Below are 21466 nucleotides of genomic sequence, written 5' to 3'. Positions count from 1 at the left end.
TTCACAGCTACAGCTCAACGCGATCGCGAGACAATTGAACGAGAGGCCACGTAAGACACTTGGCTTCAAGACGCCCGCTGAGATGTTCAGCGAATCTGTTGCATCGACCGGTTGAATCCGCCGGCCTGAGCGGCCCGATGTCCCCGCACTGGCCCCGGTGGCCAGTGCCCGGCGCCCACCCAGCCTTGTGGTTGGGTGGGCGTTTTTCCAGGGGGGGGCTGGCCATGGGGTTTGCCGACCATGGGTGAGCTGAGTAAACTGTATGTATATACAGTTTGGAGGCCCATGGACGATTTCAGTCAGCCGGTGGTGTTTCAGCGGCCACCGACCGCCCTCAAGGGGCGAGGGGCTGCCAGCGGCATGGCGCACCGCTTTGAGCGCGATCAGCGCGAAGCCGTGGACGATGGCTGGCCAGTCTCCGAGGACGAGGCCTTTGCAGCCCAGACCTTTCCCACCCGCGTCATCCGCGAAACGGCTCGCAGCGCGCTGAGCCGCAACGACTCCCCCGACATTGCATTTGACCAAGCCATCAACCCCTACCGGGGCTGTGAGCATGGCTGCAGCTATTGCTATGCCCGGCCCACCCACAGCTACCTGGGTCTGTCACCGGGCTTGGACTTCGAAACCCAGATCGTGGCCAAGCACAACTTGCCCGAGTTGCTGGACCAGGCTTTGTCACGACCGGGCTACGTGCCCCGTTTGACCAATGTGGGTTCGGCCACCGACTGCTACCAGCCCGTGGAGCGTGAGCTGGGTCTGACGCGCCGCTTGATCGAGGTGTTTCAGCGCCACCGCCACCCGTTTTCCATCATCACCAAGTCCAGTCTGATCGAGCGCGACTTGGACTTGCTGGCGCCGCTGGCCCAGCAGGGCCTGGTGGCGGTCTACATCACCATCACAACGCTGGACGCGACGCTGGCGCGCCGCCTGGAGCCCCGTGCCGCCTCTCCCCTGCGGCGCCTGCGCACGGTGAAGACCTTGGCCGAGGCGGGCATCCCAGTGGGGGTCAGCGTGGCCCCGCAGATCCCGTTTCTCAATGAGGACATGGAGCGCGTGCTCAGCGCCGCAGCCGAGGCGGGGGCCGGTTCGGCCTTCTACACCGTGTTGCGCCTGCCCTGGGAGCTCAATGAGCTGTTTCAGCAGTGGTTGCAGCAGCATTACCCCGAACGCGCCGATCGCATCATGGCCCGGGTGCGTGATTTTCGAGGCGGGCAGGACTACCAGAGTGACTTCAAAACCCGCATGAAGGGCCATGGCTTGTGGGCCGATTTGCTGAACCAGCGCTTCCACAAAGCCTGCGCACGCTTGGGCCTCAACCGCGAGCGCCATGAGCTGGATGTGAGTCAGTTCTTGCGGGATCCGGATCAGGCGTTTCGTCAGCCAAGCTTGTTCGATGACCCGATCCAGGTGGACGCCGGCCCCAGTTCGCGCCGGGCGCCGGCCCATCCCGTGCGAACCGATTGAGCCCTCAGCCCGCTCAGAGCTGGGCGGCGTGGTGGCGCAGGTGGTCTTCGATCACGCTGGCCACGAAGTAGTAGCCGTGGTCGTAGCCGGCATGGCGACGCAGCGTCAGGGCCTGGCCCACTTGGGCGCAGGCGGCCTCCAGCAAGTGCGGGTGCAGTTGCTCTGCCAGAAACTTGTCGTTCAAACCCTGGTCGACCAGGATGGTCTGGTCCAGCAAGGCTTCACCGCGGGAGGCCAGCAGCTCGCAGGCATCATGTCCCACCCAGGCATGGCGGTCGCTTCCCAGGTAAGCCGTGAAGGCTTTTTCGCCCCAGGGGCAGCGCGTCGGGGCGCAGATGGGGGCCAGGGCCGACAAGGACTTGAAGCGCCCGGGGTGGCGCAGCGCCAGGGTCAGCGCGCCGTGGCCCCCCATGGAATGGCCAGTGATGCCCAGGCGCTGGCCATCGATGGGCAGGTGCTGGCTCAGTTGCGGCAGCAGCTCTTGCGTCAGATAGCTTTCCATGCGCCAGTGCGGGGCCCAGGGGGACTCGGTGGCGTCCAGGTAAAAGCCCGCGCCCACGCCCAGGTCCCAGGCTTCGGCTTCACCGGCCACCCTGGCGCCCCGGGGGCTGGTGTCGGGGCTGATCAGGGCCAGGCCCAGCTCGGCCGCCACGCGTTGCGCGCCGGCCTTGATGGCGAACGTTTCTTCGGTGCAGGTCAGCCCCGCCAGGTAGAGCAGGGCGGGCACAGGGCCCTGCTCGGCCTGCGGCGGCAGGTAGACCCCGACGCGCATGGGCAGGCCGATTTCGGCCGAAGCATGCTGGTAGAAGGTCTGGGTGCCGCCAAAGCAGGTGTGCTGGCTCAGGACTTGAAAGGGCGAGGTGGGGCTCATGGTCGCTGGGGTGAGGGAGCTCAGTAGATGACCACGCCGCGGATCGACTCGCCGCGCTTCATCAGGTCAAAGCCTTTGTTGATGTCTTCCAGCGGCATGGTGTGGGTGATCAGGTCGTCGATGTTGATCTTGCCTTCCATGTACCAGTCGACGATCTTGGGCACGTCGGTGCGGCCGCGTGCGCCACCAAAGGCCGAGCCTTCCCATTTGCGGCCTGTCACCAGCTGGAAGGGGCGGGTGCTGATTTCGGCGCCGGCCTCGGCCACGCCGATGATGATGCTGCGACCCCAGCCCTTGTGCGTGCATTCCAGCGCGTCGCGCATCACCTTGGTGTTGCCGATGCACTCGAAGCTGTAGTCGGCACCGCCGTCGGTGAGCTGCACGATGGCATCCACCACATTGGGCACTTCCTTGGGGTTGATGAAGTGGGTCATGCCGAACTGGCGGGCCATTTCCTGGCGGGCGGGGTTGATGTCCACGCCGATGATCTTGTCAGCGCCCACCATCTTGGCACCCTGGATCACGTTCAGGCCAATGCCGCCCAGGCCGAACACCACCACATTGGCACCCGCTTCGACCTTGGCGGTGAACAGCACGGCACCGATGCCGGTGGTGACGCCGCAGCCGATGTAGCACACTTTGTCAAAAGGGGCATCCTCACGGATCTTGGCCAATGAAATTTCAGGCGCCACCGTGTAATTGCTGAAGGTGCTGGTGCCCATGTAGTGGAAGATGGGCTTGCCGTCCAGGCTGAAGCGGCTGGTGGCGTCGGGCATCAGGCCCTTGCCTTGGGTGCCGCGGATCAGCTGGCACAGGTTGGTCTTGCGGCTCAGGCAGAACTTGCACTGGCGGCATTCAGGGGTGTAGAGCGGAATCACGTGGTCACCCTTTTTGAGCGTGGTCACGCCTGGGCCCACGTCGACCACCACACCGGCGCCTTCATGGCCCAGGATGGCGGGAAAGATGCCTTCCGGATCGGCACCCGACAGCGTGTAGTAGTCGGTGTGGCAGATGCCAGTGGCCTTGATTTCGACCAACACCTCGCCGAATTTCGGGCCTTGCAGGTCCACGGTTTCGATGGTCAGGGGTTGGCCTGCTTGCCAGGCGACGGCGGCGCGGGTTTTCATGGGGTGTGCTTTCTGCGGAAGTTGCTGGCATCGCAGATCGGATGCCTTGGCGCGCACTCTAGCGGAGTGACAAGGCCTTGGAAACCAAGGGGTCGGCTGTGCCTCACAATTTGGCCGTTGGCGGCGCCAGATTGGCCGCTGACATTCGCTGTGACCGCCTGCCTTGTTTGATGCTTTGTCCCGACATGACTTCGTCCCCCGTTTCGCTCCCCCCGCAGACCGTCCAGATCGTGGTCTACCCCGGCTTCAAGGCTTTGGAGGCCGTGGGCCCGCTGTCGGTGTTTGACTACGCCAACGTGCACCTCGCGCGCCGCGGGCAGGGGCCTGGTTATGTGGTCTCGGTGGCCGCCGAGGCGCTGGGCCCGGTGCGATCGGACACGGCCATGTCCTTGGAGGCGACCCAGGTGGTGGGGCAGGGGGCGGCTCCGGACACGGCGCTGATCGTGGGTTCGCGCGAGATCGAGCGCGCCTTGGCCGCCTCACCGGGCCTGGTGCACTGGGCGCAGACGGTGGCGCCCCAGCTCAAACGCTTGGTGGCCCTGTGTTCTGGCAGCTTTTTCTTGGCCGCCGCGGGCCTGCTGGACGGCCGCGCCGCCGCAACCCATTGGAGCGTTACCGACCTGTTACAGCAGCGTTACCCTGCGGTGCAGGTGGACCCCGATGCGATCTACGTGCACAGCGGCAAGTTCTGGACCTCGGCAGGCGTGACCGCCGGCATCGACCTGGCGCTGGCTTTGGTGGAGGAGGATTTCGGCCGCACCCTGGCGCTGGAGGTGGCGCGCGACCTGGTGATGTACCTCAAGCGCCCCGGCGGGCAGTCGCAGTTCAGCATGCACCTGGCCAGCCAGGCCACACGCCACCCGGGCATCCGCGAAGTGCAGACCTGGATCTTGTCGCATCTGGACCAAGCCATCAGCCTGGGGGAACTGGCCTCCCAGGCGGCCATGAGCGAACGCAATTTCCGCCGCGTGTTCTTGCAGGAGTGCGGCAGCAGCCCGTCCGAGTTCATCGAGACAGCCCGCCTGGAGGCCGCTCGCCGACGCCTGGAAGAGGCCAACAACCTGCCGCTCAAGACGGTGGCGGCCCAGGTGGGTTTTCAGTCTGAGCAGGCCTTGCGCAGCCTGTTCCTGCGCCGCCTGGGCATCACCCCCCAGGCATACCGTGAGCGCTTTGGTGGCGCCGCCCAAAGCAAGCCAGATGACTGAGTGGCCGCCTGCTTGGACGCCGGGCTGACGCGAAGGCCTGGCCCCATGAAAAAAGCCCGCCAGAAGGCGGGCTCGGAGCCTGATCGGAGCGGCCGAGGCGCGCTCCGAAAAGGGCCAGGATCAACGTTGATCCAGGGGCTTGACGTCGCGGCGCGGCGAGCCGGTGAACAGCTGACGCGGACGGCCGATCTTGTACTCGGGGTCACCGATCATTTCGTTCAGTTGGGCAATCCAACCCACGGTGCGGGCCAGCGCGAAGATCGCGGTGAACAGGCTGACGGGGATGCCGATGGCGCGTTGCACGATGCCCGAGTAGAAGTCGACGTTCGGGTACAGCTTGCGCGACACGAAGTAGTCGTCTTCCAGAGCGATGCGTTCCAGTTCCTTGGCCAACTTGAACAGCGGGTCGTTTTCCAGACCCAGGGCCTGCAGCACCTCGTTGCAGGTTTCTTGCATCAGCTTGGCGCGCGGGTCGTAGTTCTTGTAGACACGGTGACCGAAGCCCATCAGGCGCACGCCCGAGTTCTTGTCCTTCACCTTTTCCATGAACTCGCCGACTTTGGCCACGCCGCCCATGGCTTGGATTTCTTCCAGCATGTTCAGGCAGGCTTCGTTGGCGCCGCCGTGGGCAGGGCCCCACAGGCAGGCCACGCCCGCAGCGATGGCTGCAAACGGGTTGGTGCCCGACGAGCCGCACAGGCGCACGGTGGAGGTGGAGGCGTTTTGCTCGTGGTCAGCGTGCAGGATGAAGATGCGGTCCAGCGCCTTCTCGATGACCGGGTTCACCTTGTACTCTTCGCAGGGCGTGGCGAACATCATGTGCAGGAAGTTGCCGGCATAGCTCAGCGAGTTCTTCGGGTACATGAAAGGCTGGCCAATGCTGTACTTGTAAGCCATGGCGACCAGGGTCGGCAGCTTGGCAATCAAGCGGATGGCCGCGATTTCGCGGTGTTCCGGGTTGTTGATGTCCGTGCTGTCGTGGTAGAAGGCCGACAGACCGCCGACCAGACCGGTCAACACAGCCATCGGGTGAGCATCACGGCGGAAGCCACGCAGGAAGAACTGCATTTGCTCGTTGACCATGGTGTGCTGGGTCACGCGGTTCGTGAAGTCAGCCTTTTGGGTCTCGTTCGGCAGCTCTCCGTACAGCAGCAGGTGGCAGGTTTCGAGGAAGTCGCAGTTCACGGCGAGTTGCTCGATGGGGTAGCCGCGGTACAGCAGCTCGCCCTTGTCGCCATCGATGTAGGTGATGGCCGACTGGCACGAAGCCGTCGACAGGAAGCCGGGGTCATAGGTGAACATGCCCGTCTGCGCGTACAGCTTGCGGATGTCGATGACGTCCGGTCCGATGTTGCCGTGGTAGACCGGCAGGTCAACGCTGGGGCTGCCGTTGCTGAACGACAGGGTGGCTTTATTGTCAGCTAGCTTCATATTCACTTTTCCTATGGTTATTTGCCCATCTTCCGGTGGGGCACTGGCGTTGGGGTGGCTTGAGCGATCTCAAGGCACCAACAAAGCCAGGACCTCACGAACTTCTTGCGTGTCCAACGGTCCCACCGGCTGCTTGCGGCGCAACAGCAGGTCGAGGAGGTCGTTGTCTGCCAAATCCATCAAGGCGTACATGCCTCGTGCATGGGCCACCGTGAGGTGCTCCCCGTGCCGGGCAAAGAACTTCTCGATGAACAGGTCGTTTTCCAGCAGACCACGGCGGCAACGCCACTGCAGCTTGCTGTAGGCGCGCTGGCCCAGGGGCTCTCCTGCAGCGCGTCCGACGAGTTCACCGTCATCCCCCAGGTGGCTTGGCAGATCAAGTTTCATGCCAGTAGTCAATCAGACGGCCCGGCGGACCATCAATTCCTTGATCTTGCCAATCGCCTTGGTCGGGTTCAGGCCCTTCGGGCAGACGTCGACGCAATTCATGATGGTGTGGCAACGGAACAGACGGTACGGGTCTTCCAGGTTGTCCAGGCGCTCGCTGGTGGCTTCGTCGCGGCTGTCGGCGATGAAGCGGTAGGCCTGCAGCAGACCGGCGGGGCCGACAAACTTGTCAGGGTTCCACCAGAAGCTGGGGCAGCTGGTCGAGCAGCTGGCGCACAGAATGCACTCGTACAGGCCGTTCAGCTCTTCACGCTCTTCAGGCGACTGCAGGCGTTCCTTTTCGGGCGGCACGTTGTCGTTGATGAGGTAAGGCTTGATCGAGTTGTACTGCTTGAAGAACTGTGTCATGTCCACGATCAGGTCGCGGATGACCGGCAGGCCCGGCAGCGGCTTCAGGACGATGGTGCCCTTGAGCGTGTTCATGTTGGTCAAGCAGGCCAGGCCGTTCTTGCCATTGATGTTCATGGCGTCCGAACCGCACACGCCTTCGCGGCAGGAGCGGCGGAAGGAGATGGTCGGGTCCTGGGCCTTGAGTTTGATCAGGGCGTCGAGCAGCATGCGCTCGTGACCGTCGAGTTCGATCTCGATGGTCTGCATGTAGGGCTTGGCGTCCTTGTCCGGGTCGTAGCGGTAGATCTGAAAAGTACGTTTCGTCATATCGTGGGCTTTCGTGCAGGACGGAATCAGAACGTGCGGACCTTGGGCGGCACGCTCTCAACCGTGCGCGGCTTCAGGTTCACAGGCTTGTAGGTCAGGTTGTTGCCAGCGCTGTGCCACAGGGTGTGCTTCATCCAGTTGGCATCGTCGCGACCCAGCGGAGCGGTCGGGTGATCGGCCGGGTGTTCGTAGTCGTCCACGGTGTGGGCGCCACGGCATTCACGGCGAGCGGCGGCAGACACCATGGTGGCTTGAGCAGCTTCGATCAGGTTGTCGACTTCCAGTGCTTCGATGCGCGCGGTGTTGAACACCTTGGAGTTGTCGGCCAGGCCCACAGCCTTGGAGCGTTCACGCAGTTCAGCGATCTTGACCACACCTTGGTCCATGCTGGCTTGGGTGCGGAACACACCGGCGTGCTGTTGCATAGCTGCACGGATGTCGTTGGCCACGTTTTGCGCGTACTCGCCACCCTTGGCGTTGTCCAGGCGGTTCAGGCGCGACAGCGTGAAGTCAGCGGCGTCCGCCGGCAGCGGCTTGTGCGACTTGGTCTTGCTGGCGAAGTCGACGATGTGGTTGCCAGCGGCGCGGCCGAACACCAGCAAGTCGAGCAGCGAGTTGGTGCCCAGGCGGTTGGCGCCGTGCACCGACACGCAGGAGCATTCGCCCACCGCGTACAGACCGTTGACCACTTGGTTGTGCACGTCACCGTTTTGCACCACGACTTGGCCGTTGATGTTGGTGGAGATACCGCCCATTTGGTAATGGATGGTGGGCACGACCGGGATCGGCTCGCGGGTGATGTCGACGTTGGCGAAGTTGACGCCAATTTCGTACACCGAGGGCAGGCGCTTGTGGATGGTGTCGGCACCCAGGTGATCCAGCTTGAGCAGGATGTAGTCCTTGTTGGGGCCGCAGCCACGGCCTTCCTTGATTTCCTGGTCCATGGAGCGGGACACGAAGTCACGCGGGGCCAAATCCTTCAAGGTGGGCGCATAGCGCTCCATGAAGCGCTCGCCATTGCTGTTGAGCAAAATAGCGCCTTCGCCGCGGCAGCCTTCGGTCAGCAGCACGCCAGCACCGGCCACGCCGGTGGGGTGGAACTGCCAGAACTCCATGTCTTGCAGCGCGATGCCAGCGCGAGCTGCCATGCCCAGGCCGTCACCGGTGTTGATGAAGGCGTTGGTCGAGGCTGCAAAGATGCGGCCAGCGCCGCCGGTGGCCAGCAGCACGGTCTTGGCGTGCAGGATGTGCAGGTCGCCAGTTTCCATTTCGAGGGCGGTGACACCGACCACGTCGCCTTCGGCGTCACGGATCAGGTCCAGTGCCATCCACTCGACGAAGAAGCTGGTCTTGGCCTTGACGTTTTGCTGGTACAGCGTGTGCAGCATGGCGTGACCCGTGCGGTCAGCGGCTGCGCAAGCGCGTTGCACCGGCTTTTCGCCGTAGTTGGCGGTGTGGCCGCCGAAAGGACGTTGGTAGATCGTACCGTCGGGGTTGCGGTCAAACGGCATGCCCATGTGCTCCAGGTCGTACACGACCTTGGGGGCTTCCTGGCACATGAATTCGATCGCGTCTTGGTCGCCGAGCCAGTCGGAGCCCTTGACGGTGTCGTAGAAGTGGTAATGCCAGTTGTCCTCGTTCATGTTGCCCAGCGAGGCGCCAATGCCGCCTTGTGCCGCCACGGTGTGCGAGCGGGTGGGGAACACTTTGGACAGAACGGCCACGTTCAAGCCAGCGCGGGCCAGCTGCAGCGAGGCACGCATGCCGGAGCCGCCTGCGCCCACGATGACAACGTCAAACTTACGGGTGGTGATGCCAGATTTGGAGTAAGTCATTTTTTACAGTCTCCACAGAACTTGAATGGCCCAGCCAGCGCAAGCGACCAGCCACACGATGGAGAAAATTTGCAGGGAAAGACGAATGGAGACGGGCTTGACGTAGTCCATCCAGATGTCGCGCACACCGATCCACACGTGGTAGAGCAGGGCGATGATCACGGCGAAGGTCAGGGCCTTCATCCATTGGGTCGAGAAGATGCCCGCCCACTTGTCGTAGCCGATGGGGCCCGACGAGAAGATGACCTGAGCCAGCAGGATCACCGTGAACAAGGCCATCAGGCCGGCGGTCACGCGCTGGGCCAGCCAGTCGCGCAGGCCATAGTGGGCACCGACGACGATGCGCTTGGAGCCGTAGTTAACAGACATGGGTTGCTCCTTCAATCAATCAGTACAGGCCAAACAGCTTGGCGCCCAGCACCACGGTCAAACCGATGCTCAGGGCCAGGGTCACGAGTGCCGAGCTCTTGCCGAACTCTTTGCTCACCGCGTGGTTCACGTCCATCCAGAGGTGGCGCAGACCGGCGATGAAGTGGTGCAGGTAAGCCCAGATCAGGGCCAGTGCCACCAGCTTGATGAAGGCACCCGGCACAAAACCAAGGCCGCTGTTGAAAGCGGCCTTGAACTTCGAGAACGAAATTTCGGAGGAGACGGAAACGTCAAACATCCAGATGATGAAAGGCATCAACAGGAACATGATGAGACCGCTGACGCGATGCAGGATCGACACCCAGCCGGCCGGAGGCAGGCGGTAGGTGGTCAAATCCTTGAAGGCATTGATGTTGCGGAACTCAGGCCGCTTTTTTGCGAGTTCAGACATGGGAGGGTGCTTTCGTGGATGTAACTGCTCGGTAATTTCGTAAATGCAAACAACCCAAAATTCTATTGCAATGCAGCAAAGCGGACTCGGGTCGTTGCCTATTTTCGACGTTTCTCTTGGCTTTGCTCGCCTGAGGGAGATTAGTTGAGTTCGTTTCTGTAGTGATGTGTGTCGGTGCGGTAAAGGCCTCGCCGGAGCTCCATGGGGGTGTCGTTGTAGGTGTAAGCCACGCGCTCCACGCTGAGGAGCGGTGTCTGGGGCGGAATCTGCAGCAAGCGGGCCTGGGTTTCGTCGGGCAAAACCGCTTTCAACTTTTCTTCGGCGCGCACCATGCGCACGCCAAATTCAAGCTCAAACATCGCGTAGGTGGCGCCGTGATACTGAGCCATTTGCTCGGCTGTCAGGCCTTTGAAAGCATGTCCGGGCAGCCACAGGTCTTCGAGAATGGTGGGTGTGCCGCCGAAGGACAGGATGCGGCGCACCTGCAGCACCGAGTCGCCGCTGCGCAGCGCCAGTGGGCGCGCGACTTCGGCGCTGGCGCGGGTGCGTTTGCACTCGATGATGGTGCGCTGGGCCGGGCCTTCTGCGCTGCTGTCGCCGGTGTCCGGGATCAGCTTGAGGAAGCGGTATTGCACATGCTGCTCGGCATGGGTGGCCACAAAGGTCCCCTTGCCTTGGCGGCGCACCACCAGGTTGTCGGCCGCCAGTTCGTCAATGGCTTTGCGCACCGTGCCCTGGCTGACCCGGTAGCGGGCCGCCAGGTCCATCTCGCTGGGGATGGATTCCCCGGGCTTCCAGTCGCCTGCCTGCAGGCTTTGCAGAATCAAGCCCTTGATTTGCTGATAGAGCGGGCTGAATGCCGGCGTGGCCAGGCCAATGTCGTCGACAGCGGCGACATCGTTGGGGCTGGTGTTAGGCGGCGGCATGGTGGTGAGCGGTTGAACCGGTGTTGTCTCGTTCGGCGAGCCTATTTTTTGCGTTCGGCTCGGGTTCGCATCATATCTTATATAAGACATAAGACAAATTGACCAGGGTGCCGTAACCCGAGTACACTCCTTGGCTGTTTCGCAGGGCTCGGGCCTATGGTTCCTGAAACAGGTCCAGCACTGTGGCGACACCCGTTTTACACAACCTCCTGGAGTCCCTCATGAGCAAAAAGCCCGTCCGAGTTGCCGTTACCGGCGCCGCTGGCCAAATCGGTTACGCCCTGCTGTTCCGCATCGCCTCCGGCGAAATGCTGGGCAAGGATCAGCCCGTGATCCTGCAATTGCTGGAAATCCCCGACGAGAAGGCCCAGAACGCGCTCAAGGGCGTGATCATGGAGCTGGAAGACTGCGCTTTCCCGCTGCTGGCCGGCATTGAAGCCCACAGCGACCCGATGACCGCTTTCAAGGACACCGACTACGCTTTGCTGGTGGGCTCGCGTCCGCGCGGCCCGGGCATGGAACGTGCCGAGCTGCTGGCTGTCAATGGCGCCATCTTCATTGGCCAAGGCAAGGCGCTGAACGCCGTGGCTTCGCGCAATGTGAAGGTGCTGGTCGTTGGCAACCCCGCCAACACCAACGCCTACATCGCCATGAAGTCGGCTCCGGACCTGCCGGCCAAGAACTTCACCGCCATGCTGCGTCTGGACCACAACCGCGCTGCGTCGCAACTGGCTGCCAAGACGGGCATGGCCGTGTCGGACATCGAAAAGTTGACCGTGTGGGGCAACCACTCGCCCACCATGTACGCCGACTACCGTTTCGCCACCATCGGTGGTGAGTCGGTGAAGGGCCTGATCAACGACGAAACCTGGAACCGCGAAACCTTCTTGCCCACCGTGGGCAAGCGTGGCGCTGCCATCATCGCCGCTCGCGGTCTGTCGTCGGCTGCTTCGGCTGCCAACGCCGCCATCGACCACATGCGCGATTGGGCCCTGGGCTCGAACGGCAAGTGGGTCACCATGGGCATCCCGTCGGATGGCTCCTATGGCATCCCCAAGGACGTCATGTTCGGCTTCCCGGTGACCACCGAAAACGGCGAATACAAGATCGTCCAAGGCCTGGACATCGATGCCTTCTCGCAAGAATGCATCAACAAGACGCTCAAGGAACTGACCGACGAGCAAGCTGGCGTGGCCCACCTGCTCTGATCGGCCAGGTTGTGTCCATGAAGCATCCGCGCGAGGTCTTGCTCGAAGCTCAGGCCCAACAGGGCTTGCTGCCAGTCTGTGATCACTACAGCGGCGTGGAGCTGCGGATGCGAAAAAGCCTGCTGCTGCAGGCTGAGATGACCGAGCGCCTGGGCACCTGTGTTTTCGACGTCACTTTGGACTGCGAAGACGGTGCTCCGGCCGGTGCCGAGGCAGAACACGCCGCCTTGGTCGCCGAGTTGGCTTTGGGCGCTGCGCCCCAAGCCCGCGTGGCGGCCCGGGTGCACCCGGTCGACCACCCCTCTTTTGACGCTGACGTGCAGACCATCGTGGGTCGCGCCGGGTCCCGCCTGTGCCATGTGATGGTGCCCAAGGTGGAAACCGTGCAGGACGTCGAGCGTGCGGCCCGTGCCCTGGCGGCGGCGGGCCACCCTGACTTGCCCTTGCAGGTGCTGATCGAATCCCCCGGTGCCGTGCACCGCGCCTTCGACATCGCCGCCTGCCCGCAAGTGCAGTCCCTGAGTTTTGGGCTGATGGACTTTGTCTCCGCCCATGCGGGCGCCATACCTTCTGCTGGCATGGGGGCTGCGGGGCAGTTCACCCACCCGTTGGTGGTGCGTGCCAAGCTTGAAATCGCTTCGGCTGCCCATGCCTTTGGCAAAGTGCCCTCGCACTGCGTGGTCACCGAGTTCAGTGACCTGGCGGCCCTGCGTGCGGCGGCCCACAAGGCGGCGCGTGAATTTGGCTATGCCCGCATGTGGAGCATCCACCCGTCCCAAATTCAACCCATCCTCGACGCGTTTGCGCCCGAGGAGCGCGAGATCGAACTCGCCACCCGAATCATCACCTCGGCCCAAGCGGCCGACTGGGCGCCCATCAGCCATGCCGGTCAACTGCACGACCGGGCCAGCTACCGTTATTTCTGGCAAGTGCTGGAGCGGGCCCACCAAACTGGGCGCTCTTTGCCCATTGAAGCGCGGGCGTATTTCGCGCCCGTGCAGTCTTGACCCCCTGGAGGACCTCCTCATGAAATCCCTGCTCATTGCCGCCCTGATGCTGGGCGCCGCGTCCCTGGTCTCGGCCCAGTCGCCGAGTGCCGACGCGCACCACAAAGCAGCAGCCGACAGCAAGGCCAAGCCGGCCAAGCCCAAGCAAAGTGCCAGCCGCACCGAAATCAAAAGCACCGCCAAGAACATGGCGGCAGGTGTCGAGGCCGCTGAAGCCGCTTTGACGCTGGACGAGCTGGCCCTGGCCGAGCGCGTGCACACCGGCCGCATCACCTGCGAACTCGGTGCCTACGTCACGGTCAAGGCCGACGACAAGGCCCCGGGCTACTTTGACATCACCGGCAAGGGCTTCAAGTACCGCATGGCCCCGGTGGCCAGCCGCACCGGCGCCTTGCGCCTGGAAGACGAAAAAGCGGGCGCTGTGTGGATCCAGCTCGCCAACAAGTCCATGCTGATGAACCAGAAGCTGGGTCAGCGCCAGGCCGACGAATGCATGAGCCCAGAGCAAGCCATCGTGGCCGAGGCGCTGCGCAAGAACCCGGTGCCGGGCCTGCTGGACGCACCTGGCACGGCTTCTGCCTCGGCCAAATAACCCTTTCCAAAAACCGCCCCATTAGTGAACTGACAGGAGAACGACATGTTGCAAGCCTATCGCCAACACACTGCCGAACGCGCAGCCCTGGGCATTCCGCCCCTGCCGCTGGAAGCCAAGCAAGTGGCCGAACTGATCGAACTGATCAAGAACCCGCCCGCTGGCGAAGACGCCTTCCTGCTGGACCTGCTGACGCACCGCGTGCCCCCGGGCGTGGACGATGCCGCCAAGGTCAAGGCCAGCTTCCTGGCCGCTGTGGCCCATGGTGAACTGAGCGTGGCCCTGATCTCCAAGGCCAAGGCCACCGAGCTGCTGGGCACCATGGTGGGTGGCTACAACGTGCACCCCCTGATCGAACTGCTGGACGACGCCGATGTGGCGGGTGTGGCCGCCGAAGGTCTGAAGAAGACCTTGCTGATGTTCGACTTCTTCAACGATGTCGCTGAAAAAGCCAAGGCCGGCAACGCCAAGGCCAAGGAAGTGATCCAAAGCTGGGCTGACGCCGAGTGGTTCACCACCCGCCCTGAAGTCGAAAAGAAGATCACCGTCACCGTGTTCAAGGTGCCCGGTGAAACCAACACCGACGACCTGTCGCCCGCGCCCGACGCCTGGAGCCGCCCGGACATTCCGCTGCACTACCTGGCCATGCTGAAGAACACCCGCGAAGGCGCCGCCTTCAAGCCGGAAGAAGACGGCAAGCGCGGTCCGATGCAGTTCATTGAAGACCTGAAGAAGAAGGGCCACCTCGTGGCCTACGTGGGCGACGTGGTGGGCACGGGCTCGAGCCGCAAGTCGGCCACCAACAGCGTGATCTGGGCCACGGGCCAGGACATCCCCTTCGTGCCGAACAAGCGCTTTGGTGGCGTGACCCTGGGCGGCAAGATCGCTCCGATCTTCTTCAACACCCAAGAAGATTCTGGTTCGTTGCCGATCGAAGTCGACGTGTCCAAGCTCGAAATGGGCGACGTGGTCGACATCCTGCCCTACGAAGGCAAGATCGTGAAAGACGGCGCCACCGTCTCTGAGTTCAAGCTCAAGAGCGATGTGCTGTTTGACGAAGTGCGCGCCGGTGGCCGCATCAACCTGATCATTGGCCGCTCGCTGACCGCCAAGGCCCGCGAATTCCTGGGTCTGGCTGCTTCCACCCTGTTCCGCCTGCCGCAAGCACCGGCCGCCACCAACGCTGGCTTCACGCTGGCGCAAAAGATGGTTGGTCGCGCTGTGGGTCTGCCGGAAGGCCAGGGCGTGCGCCCAGGCACTTACTGCGAGCCGAAGATGACCACCGTGGGTTCGCAAGACACCACCGGCCCGATGACCCGCGATGAACTGAAGGACCTGGCTTGCCTGGGCTTCAGTGCTGACCTGGTGATGCAATCCTTCTGCCACACGGCCGCTTACCCCAAGCCGGTCGACGTCAAGACCCACCGCGAACTGCCTGCTTTCATCAGCAACCGTGGTGGCGTGGCCCTGCGTCCGGGCGACGGCGTGATCCACAGCTGGCTCAACCGCCTGCTGTTGCCTGATACCGTCGGCACCGGTGGTGACTCGCACACCCGTTTCCCGATCGGCATCTCCTTCCCGGCCGGCTCGGGCCTGGTGGCCTTCGGCGCCGCCACCGGCGTGATGCCCCTGGACATGCCTGAATCGGTGCTGGTGCGCTTCAAGGGCGCCATGCAACCCGGCGTGACCCTGCGCGATCTGGTGCACGCGATCCCGCTGTACGCCATCAAGGCCGGTCTGCTGACCGTGGCCAAGGCCGGCAAGAAGAACGTGTTCTCGGGCCGCATCCTGGAAATCGAAGGCCTGCCAGACCTCAAGGTCGAACAAGCATTCGAGTTGTCGGACGCTTCGGCTGAACGCTCGGCCGCTGGTTGCACGATCAAGCTCAACCCCGAGCCGATCAAGGAATACCTCACCAGCAACGTCGTGCTGATGAAGAACATGATCGCCGACGGTTACGCTGACGCTCGCACGCTGGCTCGCCGCATCGAGAAGGTCGAAGCCTGGTTGGCCAACCCCAACCTGCTCGAAGCCGACAAGGACGCCGAATACGCTGCCGTGATCGAGATCGACCTGGCCGACATCAAGGAACCCATCGTCTGCTGCCCGAACGACCCGGACGACGCCAAGTTCCTGTCTGAAGTCGCCGGCACCAAGATCGACGAGTCCTTCATCGGTTCGTGCATGACCAACATCGGCCACTTCCGTGCCGCCGCCAAGCTGCTGGGCAGCCAGCGCGACATCCCGGTGAAGATGTGGGTGGCTCCGCCGACCAAGATGGACCAGACCGAGCTGATCAAGGAAGGCCACTACGCCGCCTTCGGCAATGCCGGTGCGCGCACCGAAATGCCGGGCTGCTCGCTGTGCATGGGCAACCAAGCGCAAGTTCGTGAAGGCGCGACCGTGATCTCCACGTCGACCCGCAACTTCCCGAACCGCCTGGGCAAGAACACCAATGTGTTCCTGGGCTCGGCCGAATTGGCGGCCATCGCCTCCAAGCTGGGCAAGCTGCCCACCGTGGCCGAGTACCACGAAGCCATGGGCGTCGTGAACAAGGACGGCGCTTCGATCTACAAGTACCTGAACTTCAACCAGATTGAAGAGTACGCCGAGGTCGCCAAGGGCGTGTCGGCCTGATCAGGCTGCAAGGGGGGGGGCTGGTGCCCGACGGGCACCTCCCCACCAAGCCAACCCACCCGTGTCTGCGGGTGGGTTTTTTTTCGCCCGGCGCCAAGGTGAACATGCCGCCAAACGAGGCACATGGCGTGTGCCCTGGGGGTACGGCGGGCCTGTGCACCATCCCCAAAAAATGTGGATAAGTCTGGGGAAGACACTTGGGCATGCCGCCCAAAGCGAGTCCCCATGCGGCTTCCCACAGATTGCCTGTTCAATAGGCAGTGTGCAAAAGCAGCCCACCGGCGTGGCGGCTCACCCCGTTCAGGCCGGCTCAGTCAGCGCCTGCAGATGGACCGAGACCCCGCTGAGCACTGCATTGCCTGACAAGGGGTCACGCGCCTGATCCGACATCAGGGCATTGAGGTTGACCCCCGGCCTTTGCGCCGCGACCTGTTGGCGTGCCCCCGCCAGATCATGACCCCAGCCATGCGGCAGGCTGACCACGCCACGCATCATGCGTGGGCTCAGCTCCACCTGCACGCGCAGGCCTGGGGCGGTCGCTTGGGCATCCGTGGGCGGGGTTTTCAGCGCCAACCAGGCCCATGCACCATGTTGAAGCTGGAGGGTGGAGGCATCCTCGGGGTGCACAAGCAAGGTGCATCGCATCGGGCCTTTGGCCAAGGTGGGCAGGTTGTGCATCCAGCTGTTGTTGGAGCGAACCTCGCGTCGACCGATGAGCAGCAAGGCTTCTGACGACTCCTGAAGCGCTGCAGGCACCCGCTGCAGGTCAGCCAGCAGCCCGGCCGGCGCGAGGTCGATGCGCCCTGTTGTGGTGCGCAGCACCTCGGGCAGCCGGGGTGTCAGTGGCCCCAGGTCCAGTCCGCCTGGGGCTTGTTGCACCTCGGCCAGGGAGAGCGGGTAGGGCCCTTGGCACAAAGCCTGTGCCAATAGGCGTTGCGGCCCCTGCAGCCCGGCAGTGGCTTGGGCGACGGCCTCGCTTTGCGGCGGGGGGAGGCGGCGCAAATCGGTTTGGAACAGCTGCTCGTCCAGGGCCTGTGTGTCTTGCGGGCCCTGGGCGCCCTGGGCGATGGCCGCCAGGCGCAGCAGGGTCTGCCACTCCTCGGGCTGTCCAGGCGCCCGCTCGAAGACCGGCGCGCTGTAACGTGCGTGGTTGCGCCACGACATCTGCGGGTAGGGCACGTCGTAATGCAGGTCTTCCAGCGGCGAAGGGCCGGGCAGGATCACGTCGGCGTGGCAGCTGGTTTCATTGAGGTAGATGTCCAGGCTGAGCATGAACTCCAGGCCTTCGAAGGCCTTTGCCAGGCGCGCGCCGTTGGGGCTGGACAGCACCGGGTTGGTGGCCAGGGTGATCAGCGCACGGACTTGGTCGGCCCCAGGGGTTTCGATCTCTTCGGCCAGGCAGGTGATGGGCAGTTCACCCATCACCTCGGGGGCTTGGCTGACCCGGCTGTGGTGGCGGCCCAGCACCACGCCTCGGCCTTGACCCGCCGGGCCCAGGGTGTTGGCGGCAAAGGCGGCGGCCTTGGGGAACATCGTGCCCCCGACCTGGTCCATGTGGCCACTGAGCAGGTTGAGCAGGTCGATCAACCAGGTGTTGAGCGTGCCAAAGCTTTGGGTACAGGTGCCGATGCGGCCGTAGATCGCGGCGCGCGGTGTCTGCGCCAGTTCACGGGCCAGTCGTTCAATGGTTTCTGCGGGCACCGCGCAGCGGGCGCTCACTTGCTCAGGGCTGTAGGGGGACACGGCCTCGCGCACCGCCTCCAGGCCGTCGACCCAGGGGGCCGCAGCGCCCAGCTTCACCAGGTTTTGGGCGAACAGGCTGTGCAGCATGCCCAGCAACAAAAACACATCGCCTCCTGGGCGGATGAAGTGGTGCTCATCGGCCAGCTGGGCCGTCTCGGTTTGCCGAGGGTCGATCACCAACAGCTTGCCGCCTCGCGCTTGCAGGGCCTTGGCCTGGCCCCGAAAATCGGGCACGGTCCACATGCTGCCATTGCTGGCGACAGGGTTGGCGCCCAGCACCAGCAGCCAATCGCAATGGGCGATGTCGGGCACCGGCACCGTCATCCAGTGCCCATAGAGCAAGCCGCTGACCACATGGCGCGGCATTTGGTCCAAGGTGGCGGCGCTGAAGATCTGGCGCGTGCCCAAGGCTTTGAGCAATCGGGGGTAGTACAGCATCAGCCCCAGCTTGTGGGAGGTGGGGTTGCCGGCGACCATGGCCACGCTGTGTCGGCCGTGGGCCGCCTGAAGGGGCTGCAGGCGGCGCTCAATCTCCGCAAAGGCTTCTTCCCAGGTGGCTTCATGAAAGACGCCGTCGCGCTTGATCAGGGGCTGGCGCAGCCGGTCTGGGTCTTCATGCAGGTCTTTCAAGGCCACGCCTTTGGGGCAGATGTAGCCCCGGCTCAGCACATCGGCTTCATGGCCCCGGATGCTGATCACCCGGCCCTCGCTCACTTTGATCTCCAGCCCGCAGCAGGCCTCGCACAAGGGGCAGATGCGGTAGTGGGTCTGCTGGGGGCTGTCGCTCATGGGGCACCTCGGTATGGGCATGTGGGAATGCGCGCCATGGTGCCGCAGTGAGCTGGAACAAGGCGATCACCCGGGCGACAAACCAAAGGCCTGCTTGGCCACCATTCCGTCCACAGCTTCTGTGGACAAGTGTGTGGGTGACTCTGGGATGGACGCCGCAAACCCAGTATCCATGCGGGTTTCAACAGCATGCCTCATCTTTGTGCAGGGTTTACCCTGTATCGCAAAAATGCGCTCCATCAGGGTAAACAGAGCTCTGACAGGAGCCCAGTGTGGGGCGCCGGAGGGATGAGTGGCTTGGCAACAAAAGTTAGCAAAGGTGAGGACTTCGAGGCGTGTGGCGCCGTCCTTCGCACCCCGTCGGTCGCGGGTTGGCCTTGTGGCCCAGGACCTCTGATGGATTGCGCTACCGGCCCGCCTGAAAGTGCCCGTGTAAATGAAGCCCCCCTCCACTTGCATTGGCTTGCGTTTCTAAGAATGCCCCAGCAGGGCGATTTCTACACTCGCCCGACCAAGGCACTGGGCTGGCCTTGGGTCGTTTGAACCTGTTAACTGAGAGGTGATTTGAGATGAGCAAGATGAAATGGGCCGTGGCCGCGTTGATGGTGGGTGTTGCCGTGGCCGCCAATGCACAATCTGGAACCAAACCCGCCGCGCCTGCGGTGAAAGATGCGATCTTCATGGAAGACCAGTTGGTGAGCCGCTTCACCGTGCTGGGCGTGGACTTGGCCAAGCGCCAGCTGCAGCTGAAGTCGGGTGACGTCAGCTTCAAGGTTCGGGTGCGGGCGGGTGTGTCGATCGACAAGATCAAGGTGGGCGATGACATCGACACCTTGCTGGTCGTGCGTGAGGTGCTGGCCTTGCGCAAGGGCGATGGCATCAGCAAGAGCGAAACCAGCGTGGTGGAGGCCCCTGATGGCTCGCTCGAGGGCTTGCGCCTGGATCGCATCTACAACGTGGTGGCGGTGGACACCGGTGCATCGCGCATTCGACTCAGCGACGCGAATCACCAGATGGCCTGGCTGCGGGTGCGCAGCGTGGACGTCATGAAGGACGTCAAAGTGGGTGATCAGGTGCGGGCCATCTTGACGGTGGTCGAAGTCGCCGGCGTGCAAGCCAAGCCCTGAAGGACCTTCCTCGGCGGGGGCTGTGCCAGCCGGATCCAGGCTCAGGCACAGTACATCGGGCGAATGCAGTGCGAGCCGCCCAGGAGCGCCTCGCCGTCTTCAGGCTGCCGCCACAGCGGTGTCTGCTTCAAACACCCGGGCCAGCAGCGCCCCGGCAAAGCGGGCCTCCAGGGGAATCCGCACTTTCACCGGATTGCCTTGAGCCACCTCGATGGCTTGCCCTTCGGTGTTGCGCATCTGCTCCAGCTTCAGCATTTGGTTGCCACTGGGGTGGATCACCTCCAGCGTGTCGCCAACGGCGAAACGGTTCTTGGTTTCGACCTCGGCCCAGCCGTCTTCCACCTGACGCACCTCACCCACAAATTGGCTGCGGTGCGCCACCGAGTGACCGGTTTCGTAGTTCTGGTAGTCGTTGGCCGGACGCCGGTCCAGCAAGCCGGTGGTGTAACCCCGGTTGGCCAGGCCTTCGAGTTCGGTGATCAAGCCTGGGTTGAAGGGGCGGCCGGCCACCGCGTCGTCAATGGCGCGGCGATAGACCTGGGCCGTGCGCGACACGTAATACAGCGACTTGGTGCGGCCTTCGATCTTGAGCGAGTCGACACCGATCTTGGTCAATCGCTCCACGTATTCCACGGCGCGCAGGTCCTTGGAGTTGAGGATGTAGGTGCCGTGCTCGTCTTCCATGATGGGCATGAACTGGCCTGGGCGGCCAGCTTCTTCGAGCAGGTAAACCTGGTCGGCGGCGGGGTGACGCTGGCCGTCACCGCAGGCCGAGAAGCTGGTCTCAGCTTCTTGCTGGGCTTTGGCAAAGTCAAAACCCTTGTCCATGGGCACGGCCATCGCTTCGCCGGTGTTGGGGTCCACCGCCGTGGGGGTGGTGCTGTAGCTCCAACGGCAGGCGTTGGTGCAAGTGCCTTGGTTCGGGTCACGCCGGTTGAAATAGCCCGACAGCAGGCAGCGGCCTGAGTAGGCAATGCACAGCGCGCCGTGCACAAACACTTCGAGCTCCATGTCGGGGCACTCCTGGCGGATCTTTTCGATTTCGTCCAGGCTCAGTTCACGCGACAGGATGATGCGGGTGACCCCTACCTTCTGCCAGAACTTGACCGCCATGTAGTTGACCGTGTTGGCCTGCACCGACAGGTGGATCGGCACATCGGGGTAGTTGCCGGTGTCCATGCGCTCGCGCACCATCATGATCAGACCGGGGTCGGCCATGATCAGGCCGTCGGGCTTCATCTGGATCACGGGCTCGATGTCGCGCAGGTAAGTGCGCACCTTGTCGTTGTGCGGCAGCAGGTTGCTGGTGACAAAGAACTTCTTGCCCCGGGCATGGGCCTCGGCAATGCCTTGGCCAATCTGCTCTAGGCGGAACTCGTTGTTGCGTGCGCGCAGCGAGTAGCGCGGCTGGCCCGCGTAGATGGCGTCAGCGCCAAAGTCGTAGGCGGCTCGCATCTTGTCGAGCGAGCCCGCGGGCAAGAGCAGTTCGGGGGCTTTGAGGGTCATGGCTGGATTCTCCCCGGGATCGCCGGTGAAAGGGCTGGCGCGTCCTGGCGCCAGCGGGTCAATGGAGCGGCAGG

18 protein-coding genes are annotated in these 21466 nt (G+C 63.4%); 7 read left to right on the top strand and 11 right to left on the bottom strand.

Annotated features, from left to right (window positions below; all coding sequences use genetic code 11):
- Positions 1-285 precede the first annotated feature (285 nt).
- Positions 286-1464 carry a PA0069 family radical SAM protein gene (locus tag PSQ39_RS21250; protein WP_273929635.1) on the top strand — a complete coding sequence of 393 codons (1179 nt, stop codon included), beginning with the start codon at positions 286-288 and terminating at the stop codon, positions 1462-1464.
- 13 nt (positions 1465-1477) lie between these two features.
- Here PSQ39_RS21250 and fghA read toward each other — a convergent pair whose 3' ends face one another.
- Entirely contained in the window at positions 1478-2335 is an 858-nt protein-coding gene (fghA, locus tag PSQ39_RS21245; RefSeq protein WP_273929633.1) for an S-formylglutathione hydrolase, read from the bottom strand.
- 20 nt (positions 2336-2355) lie between these two features.
- Positions 2356-3462: an S-(hydroxymethyl)glutathione dehydrogenase/class III alcohol dehydrogenase gene (locus PSQ39_RS21240; protein WP_273929631.1), complete on the bottom strand. Its 1107-nt coding sequence runs from the start codon at positions 3460-3462 to the stop codon at positions 2356-2358.
- 185 nt (positions 3463-3647) lie between these two features.
- Between PSQ39_RS21240 and PSQ39_RS21235 the strand changes: the two genes are divergently transcribed.
- Complete coding sequence (locus PSQ39_RS21235) at positions 3648-4667, top strand: GlxA family transcriptional regulator (RefSeq protein ID WP_273929629.1); 1020 nt, start codon at positions 3648-3650, stop codon at positions 4665-4667.
- Between the two features lie 120 nt (positions 4668-4787).
- Here PSQ39_RS21235 and PSQ39_RS21230 read toward each other — a convergent pair whose 3' ends face one another.
- The 7 genes from PSQ39_RS21230 to PSQ39_RS21200 all read right to left on the bottom strand — a co-directional run bounded on the left by PSQ39_RS21230 (position 4788) and on the right by PSQ39_RS21200 (position 10783).
- Positions 4788-6098, bottom strand: coding sequence for a citrate synthase (locus tag PSQ39_RS21230; RefSeq protein WP_273929626.1), 1311 nt, complete (start codon positions 6096-6098; stop codon positions 4788-4790).
- Positions 6099-6167: 69 nt separating this feature from the next.
- Positions 6168-6485 carry an FAD assembly factor SdhE gene (locus tag PSQ39_RS21225; RefSeq protein ID WP_273929624.1) on the bottom strand — a complete coding sequence of 106 codons (318 nt, stop codon included), beginning with the start codon at positions 6483-6485 and terminating at the stop codon, positions 6168-6170.
- Positions 6486-6497: 12 nt separating this feature from the next.
- Positions 6498-7202, bottom strand: coding sequence for a succinate dehydrogenase iron-sulfur subunit (locus tag PSQ39_RS21220; RefSeq protein WP_273929623.1), 705 nt, complete (start codon positions 7200-7202; stop codon positions 6498-6500).
- Positions 7203-7228: 26 nt separating this feature from the next.
- On the bottom strand, positions 7229-9037 hold the full coding sequence (gene sdhA / locus PSQ39_RS21215; protein WP_273929621.1) for a succinate dehydrogenase flavoprotein subunit: 1809 nt from the start codon (positions 9035-9037) through the stop codon (positions 7229-7231).
- 3 nt (positions 9038-9040) lie between these two features.
- Positions 9041-9406 carry a succinate dehydrogenase, hydrophobic membrane anchor protein gene (gene sdhD / locus PSQ39_RS21210; RefSeq protein ID WP_273929619.1) on the bottom strand — a complete coding sequence of 122 codons (366 nt, stop codon included), beginning with the start codon at positions 9404-9406 and terminating at the stop codon, positions 9041-9043.
- A gap of 19 nt (positions 9407-9425) precedes the next feature.
- Positions 9426-9857 (bottom strand): succinate dehydrogenase, cytochrome b556 subunit, encoded by a 432-nt coding sequence (sdhC, locus tag PSQ39_RS21205; protein ID WP_273929618.1) that lies wholly within the window; start codon positions 9855-9857, stop codon positions 9426-9428.
- A gap of 140 nt (positions 9858-9997) precedes the next feature.
- The gene (locus PSQ39_RS21200; RefSeq protein WP_273929616.1) at positions 9998-10783 is read right to left on the bottom strand and encodes a GntR family transcriptional regulator; all 786 of its coding nucleotides are present in this window, start codon (positions 10781-10783) and stop codon (positions 9998-10000) included.
- A gap of 221 nt (positions 10784-11004) precedes the next feature.
- Here PSQ39_RS21200 and PSQ39_RS21195 point away from each other — a divergent pair, with 221 nt between their 5' ends.
- The 4 genes from PSQ39_RS21195 to acnB are packed head-to-tail and all read left to right on the top strand — an operon-like array spanning position 11005 to position 16227.
- Complete coding sequence (locus tag PSQ39_RS21195; protein WP_273929614.1) at positions 11005-11991, top strand: malate dehydrogenase; 987 nt, start codon at positions 11005-11007, stop codon at positions 11989-11991.
- A 17-nt stretch (positions 11992-12008) separates the two neighbouring features.
- Positions 12009-12998, top strand: a complete 990-nt coding sequence (locus tag PSQ39_RS21190) for an HpcH/HpaI aldolase/citrate lyase family protein (protein ID WP_273929612.1) — start codon at positions 12009-12011, stop codon at positions 12996-12998.
- 19 nt (positions 12999-13017) lie between these two features.
- Entirely contained in the window at positions 13018-13590 is a 573-nt protein-coding gene (locus PSQ39_RS21185) for a hypothetical protein (RefSeq protein ID WP_273929610.1), read from the top strand.
- A gap of 45 nt (positions 13591-13635) precedes the next feature.
- The gene (acnB, locus tag PSQ39_RS21180; RefSeq protein ID WP_273929608.1) at positions 13636-16227 is read left to right on the top strand and encodes a bifunctional aconitate hydratase 2/2-methylisocitrate dehydratase; all 2592 of its coding nucleotides are present in this window, start codon (positions 13636-13638) and stop codon (positions 16225-16227) included.
- A 300-nt stretch (positions 16228-16527) separates the two neighbouring features.
- Here the strand turns inward: acnB and PSQ39_RS21175 are convergent, their stop codons facing one another.
- On the bottom strand, positions 16528-18759 hold the full coding sequence (locus PSQ39_RS21175; protein ID WP_273929606.1) for a molybdopterin-dependent oxidoreductase: 2232 nt from the start codon (positions 18757-18759) through the stop codon (positions 16528-16530).
- A gap of 569 nt (positions 18760-19328) precedes the next feature.
- Between PSQ39_RS21175 and PSQ39_RS21170 the strand changes: the two genes are divergently transcribed.
- Entirely contained in the window at positions 19329-19886 is a 558-nt protein-coding gene (locus PSQ39_RS21170) for a hypothetical protein (protein ID WP_273929604.1), read from the top strand.
- 99 nt (positions 19887-19985) lie between these two features.
- On the opposite strand, the gene trhP is transcribed toward PSQ39_RS21170, so the two are convergent.
- Positions 19986-21392: a prephenate-dependent tRNA uridine(34) hydroxylase TrhP gene (gene trhP / locus PSQ39_RS21165; protein ID WP_273929602.1), complete on the bottom strand. Its 1407-nt coding sequence runs from the start codon at positions 21390-21392 to the stop codon at positions 19986-19988.
- Between the last annotated feature and the right edge of the window lie 74 nt (positions 21393-21466).

The organism is Curvibacter microcysteis (genome assembly GCF_028649455.1).
Classification (GTDB): Bacteria; Pseudomonadota; Gammaproteobacteria; order Burkholderiales; family Burkholderiaceae_C; genus Curvibacter; species Curvibacter microcysteis.
This window is presented reverse-complemented; position numbering and strand designations above follow the sequence as displayed.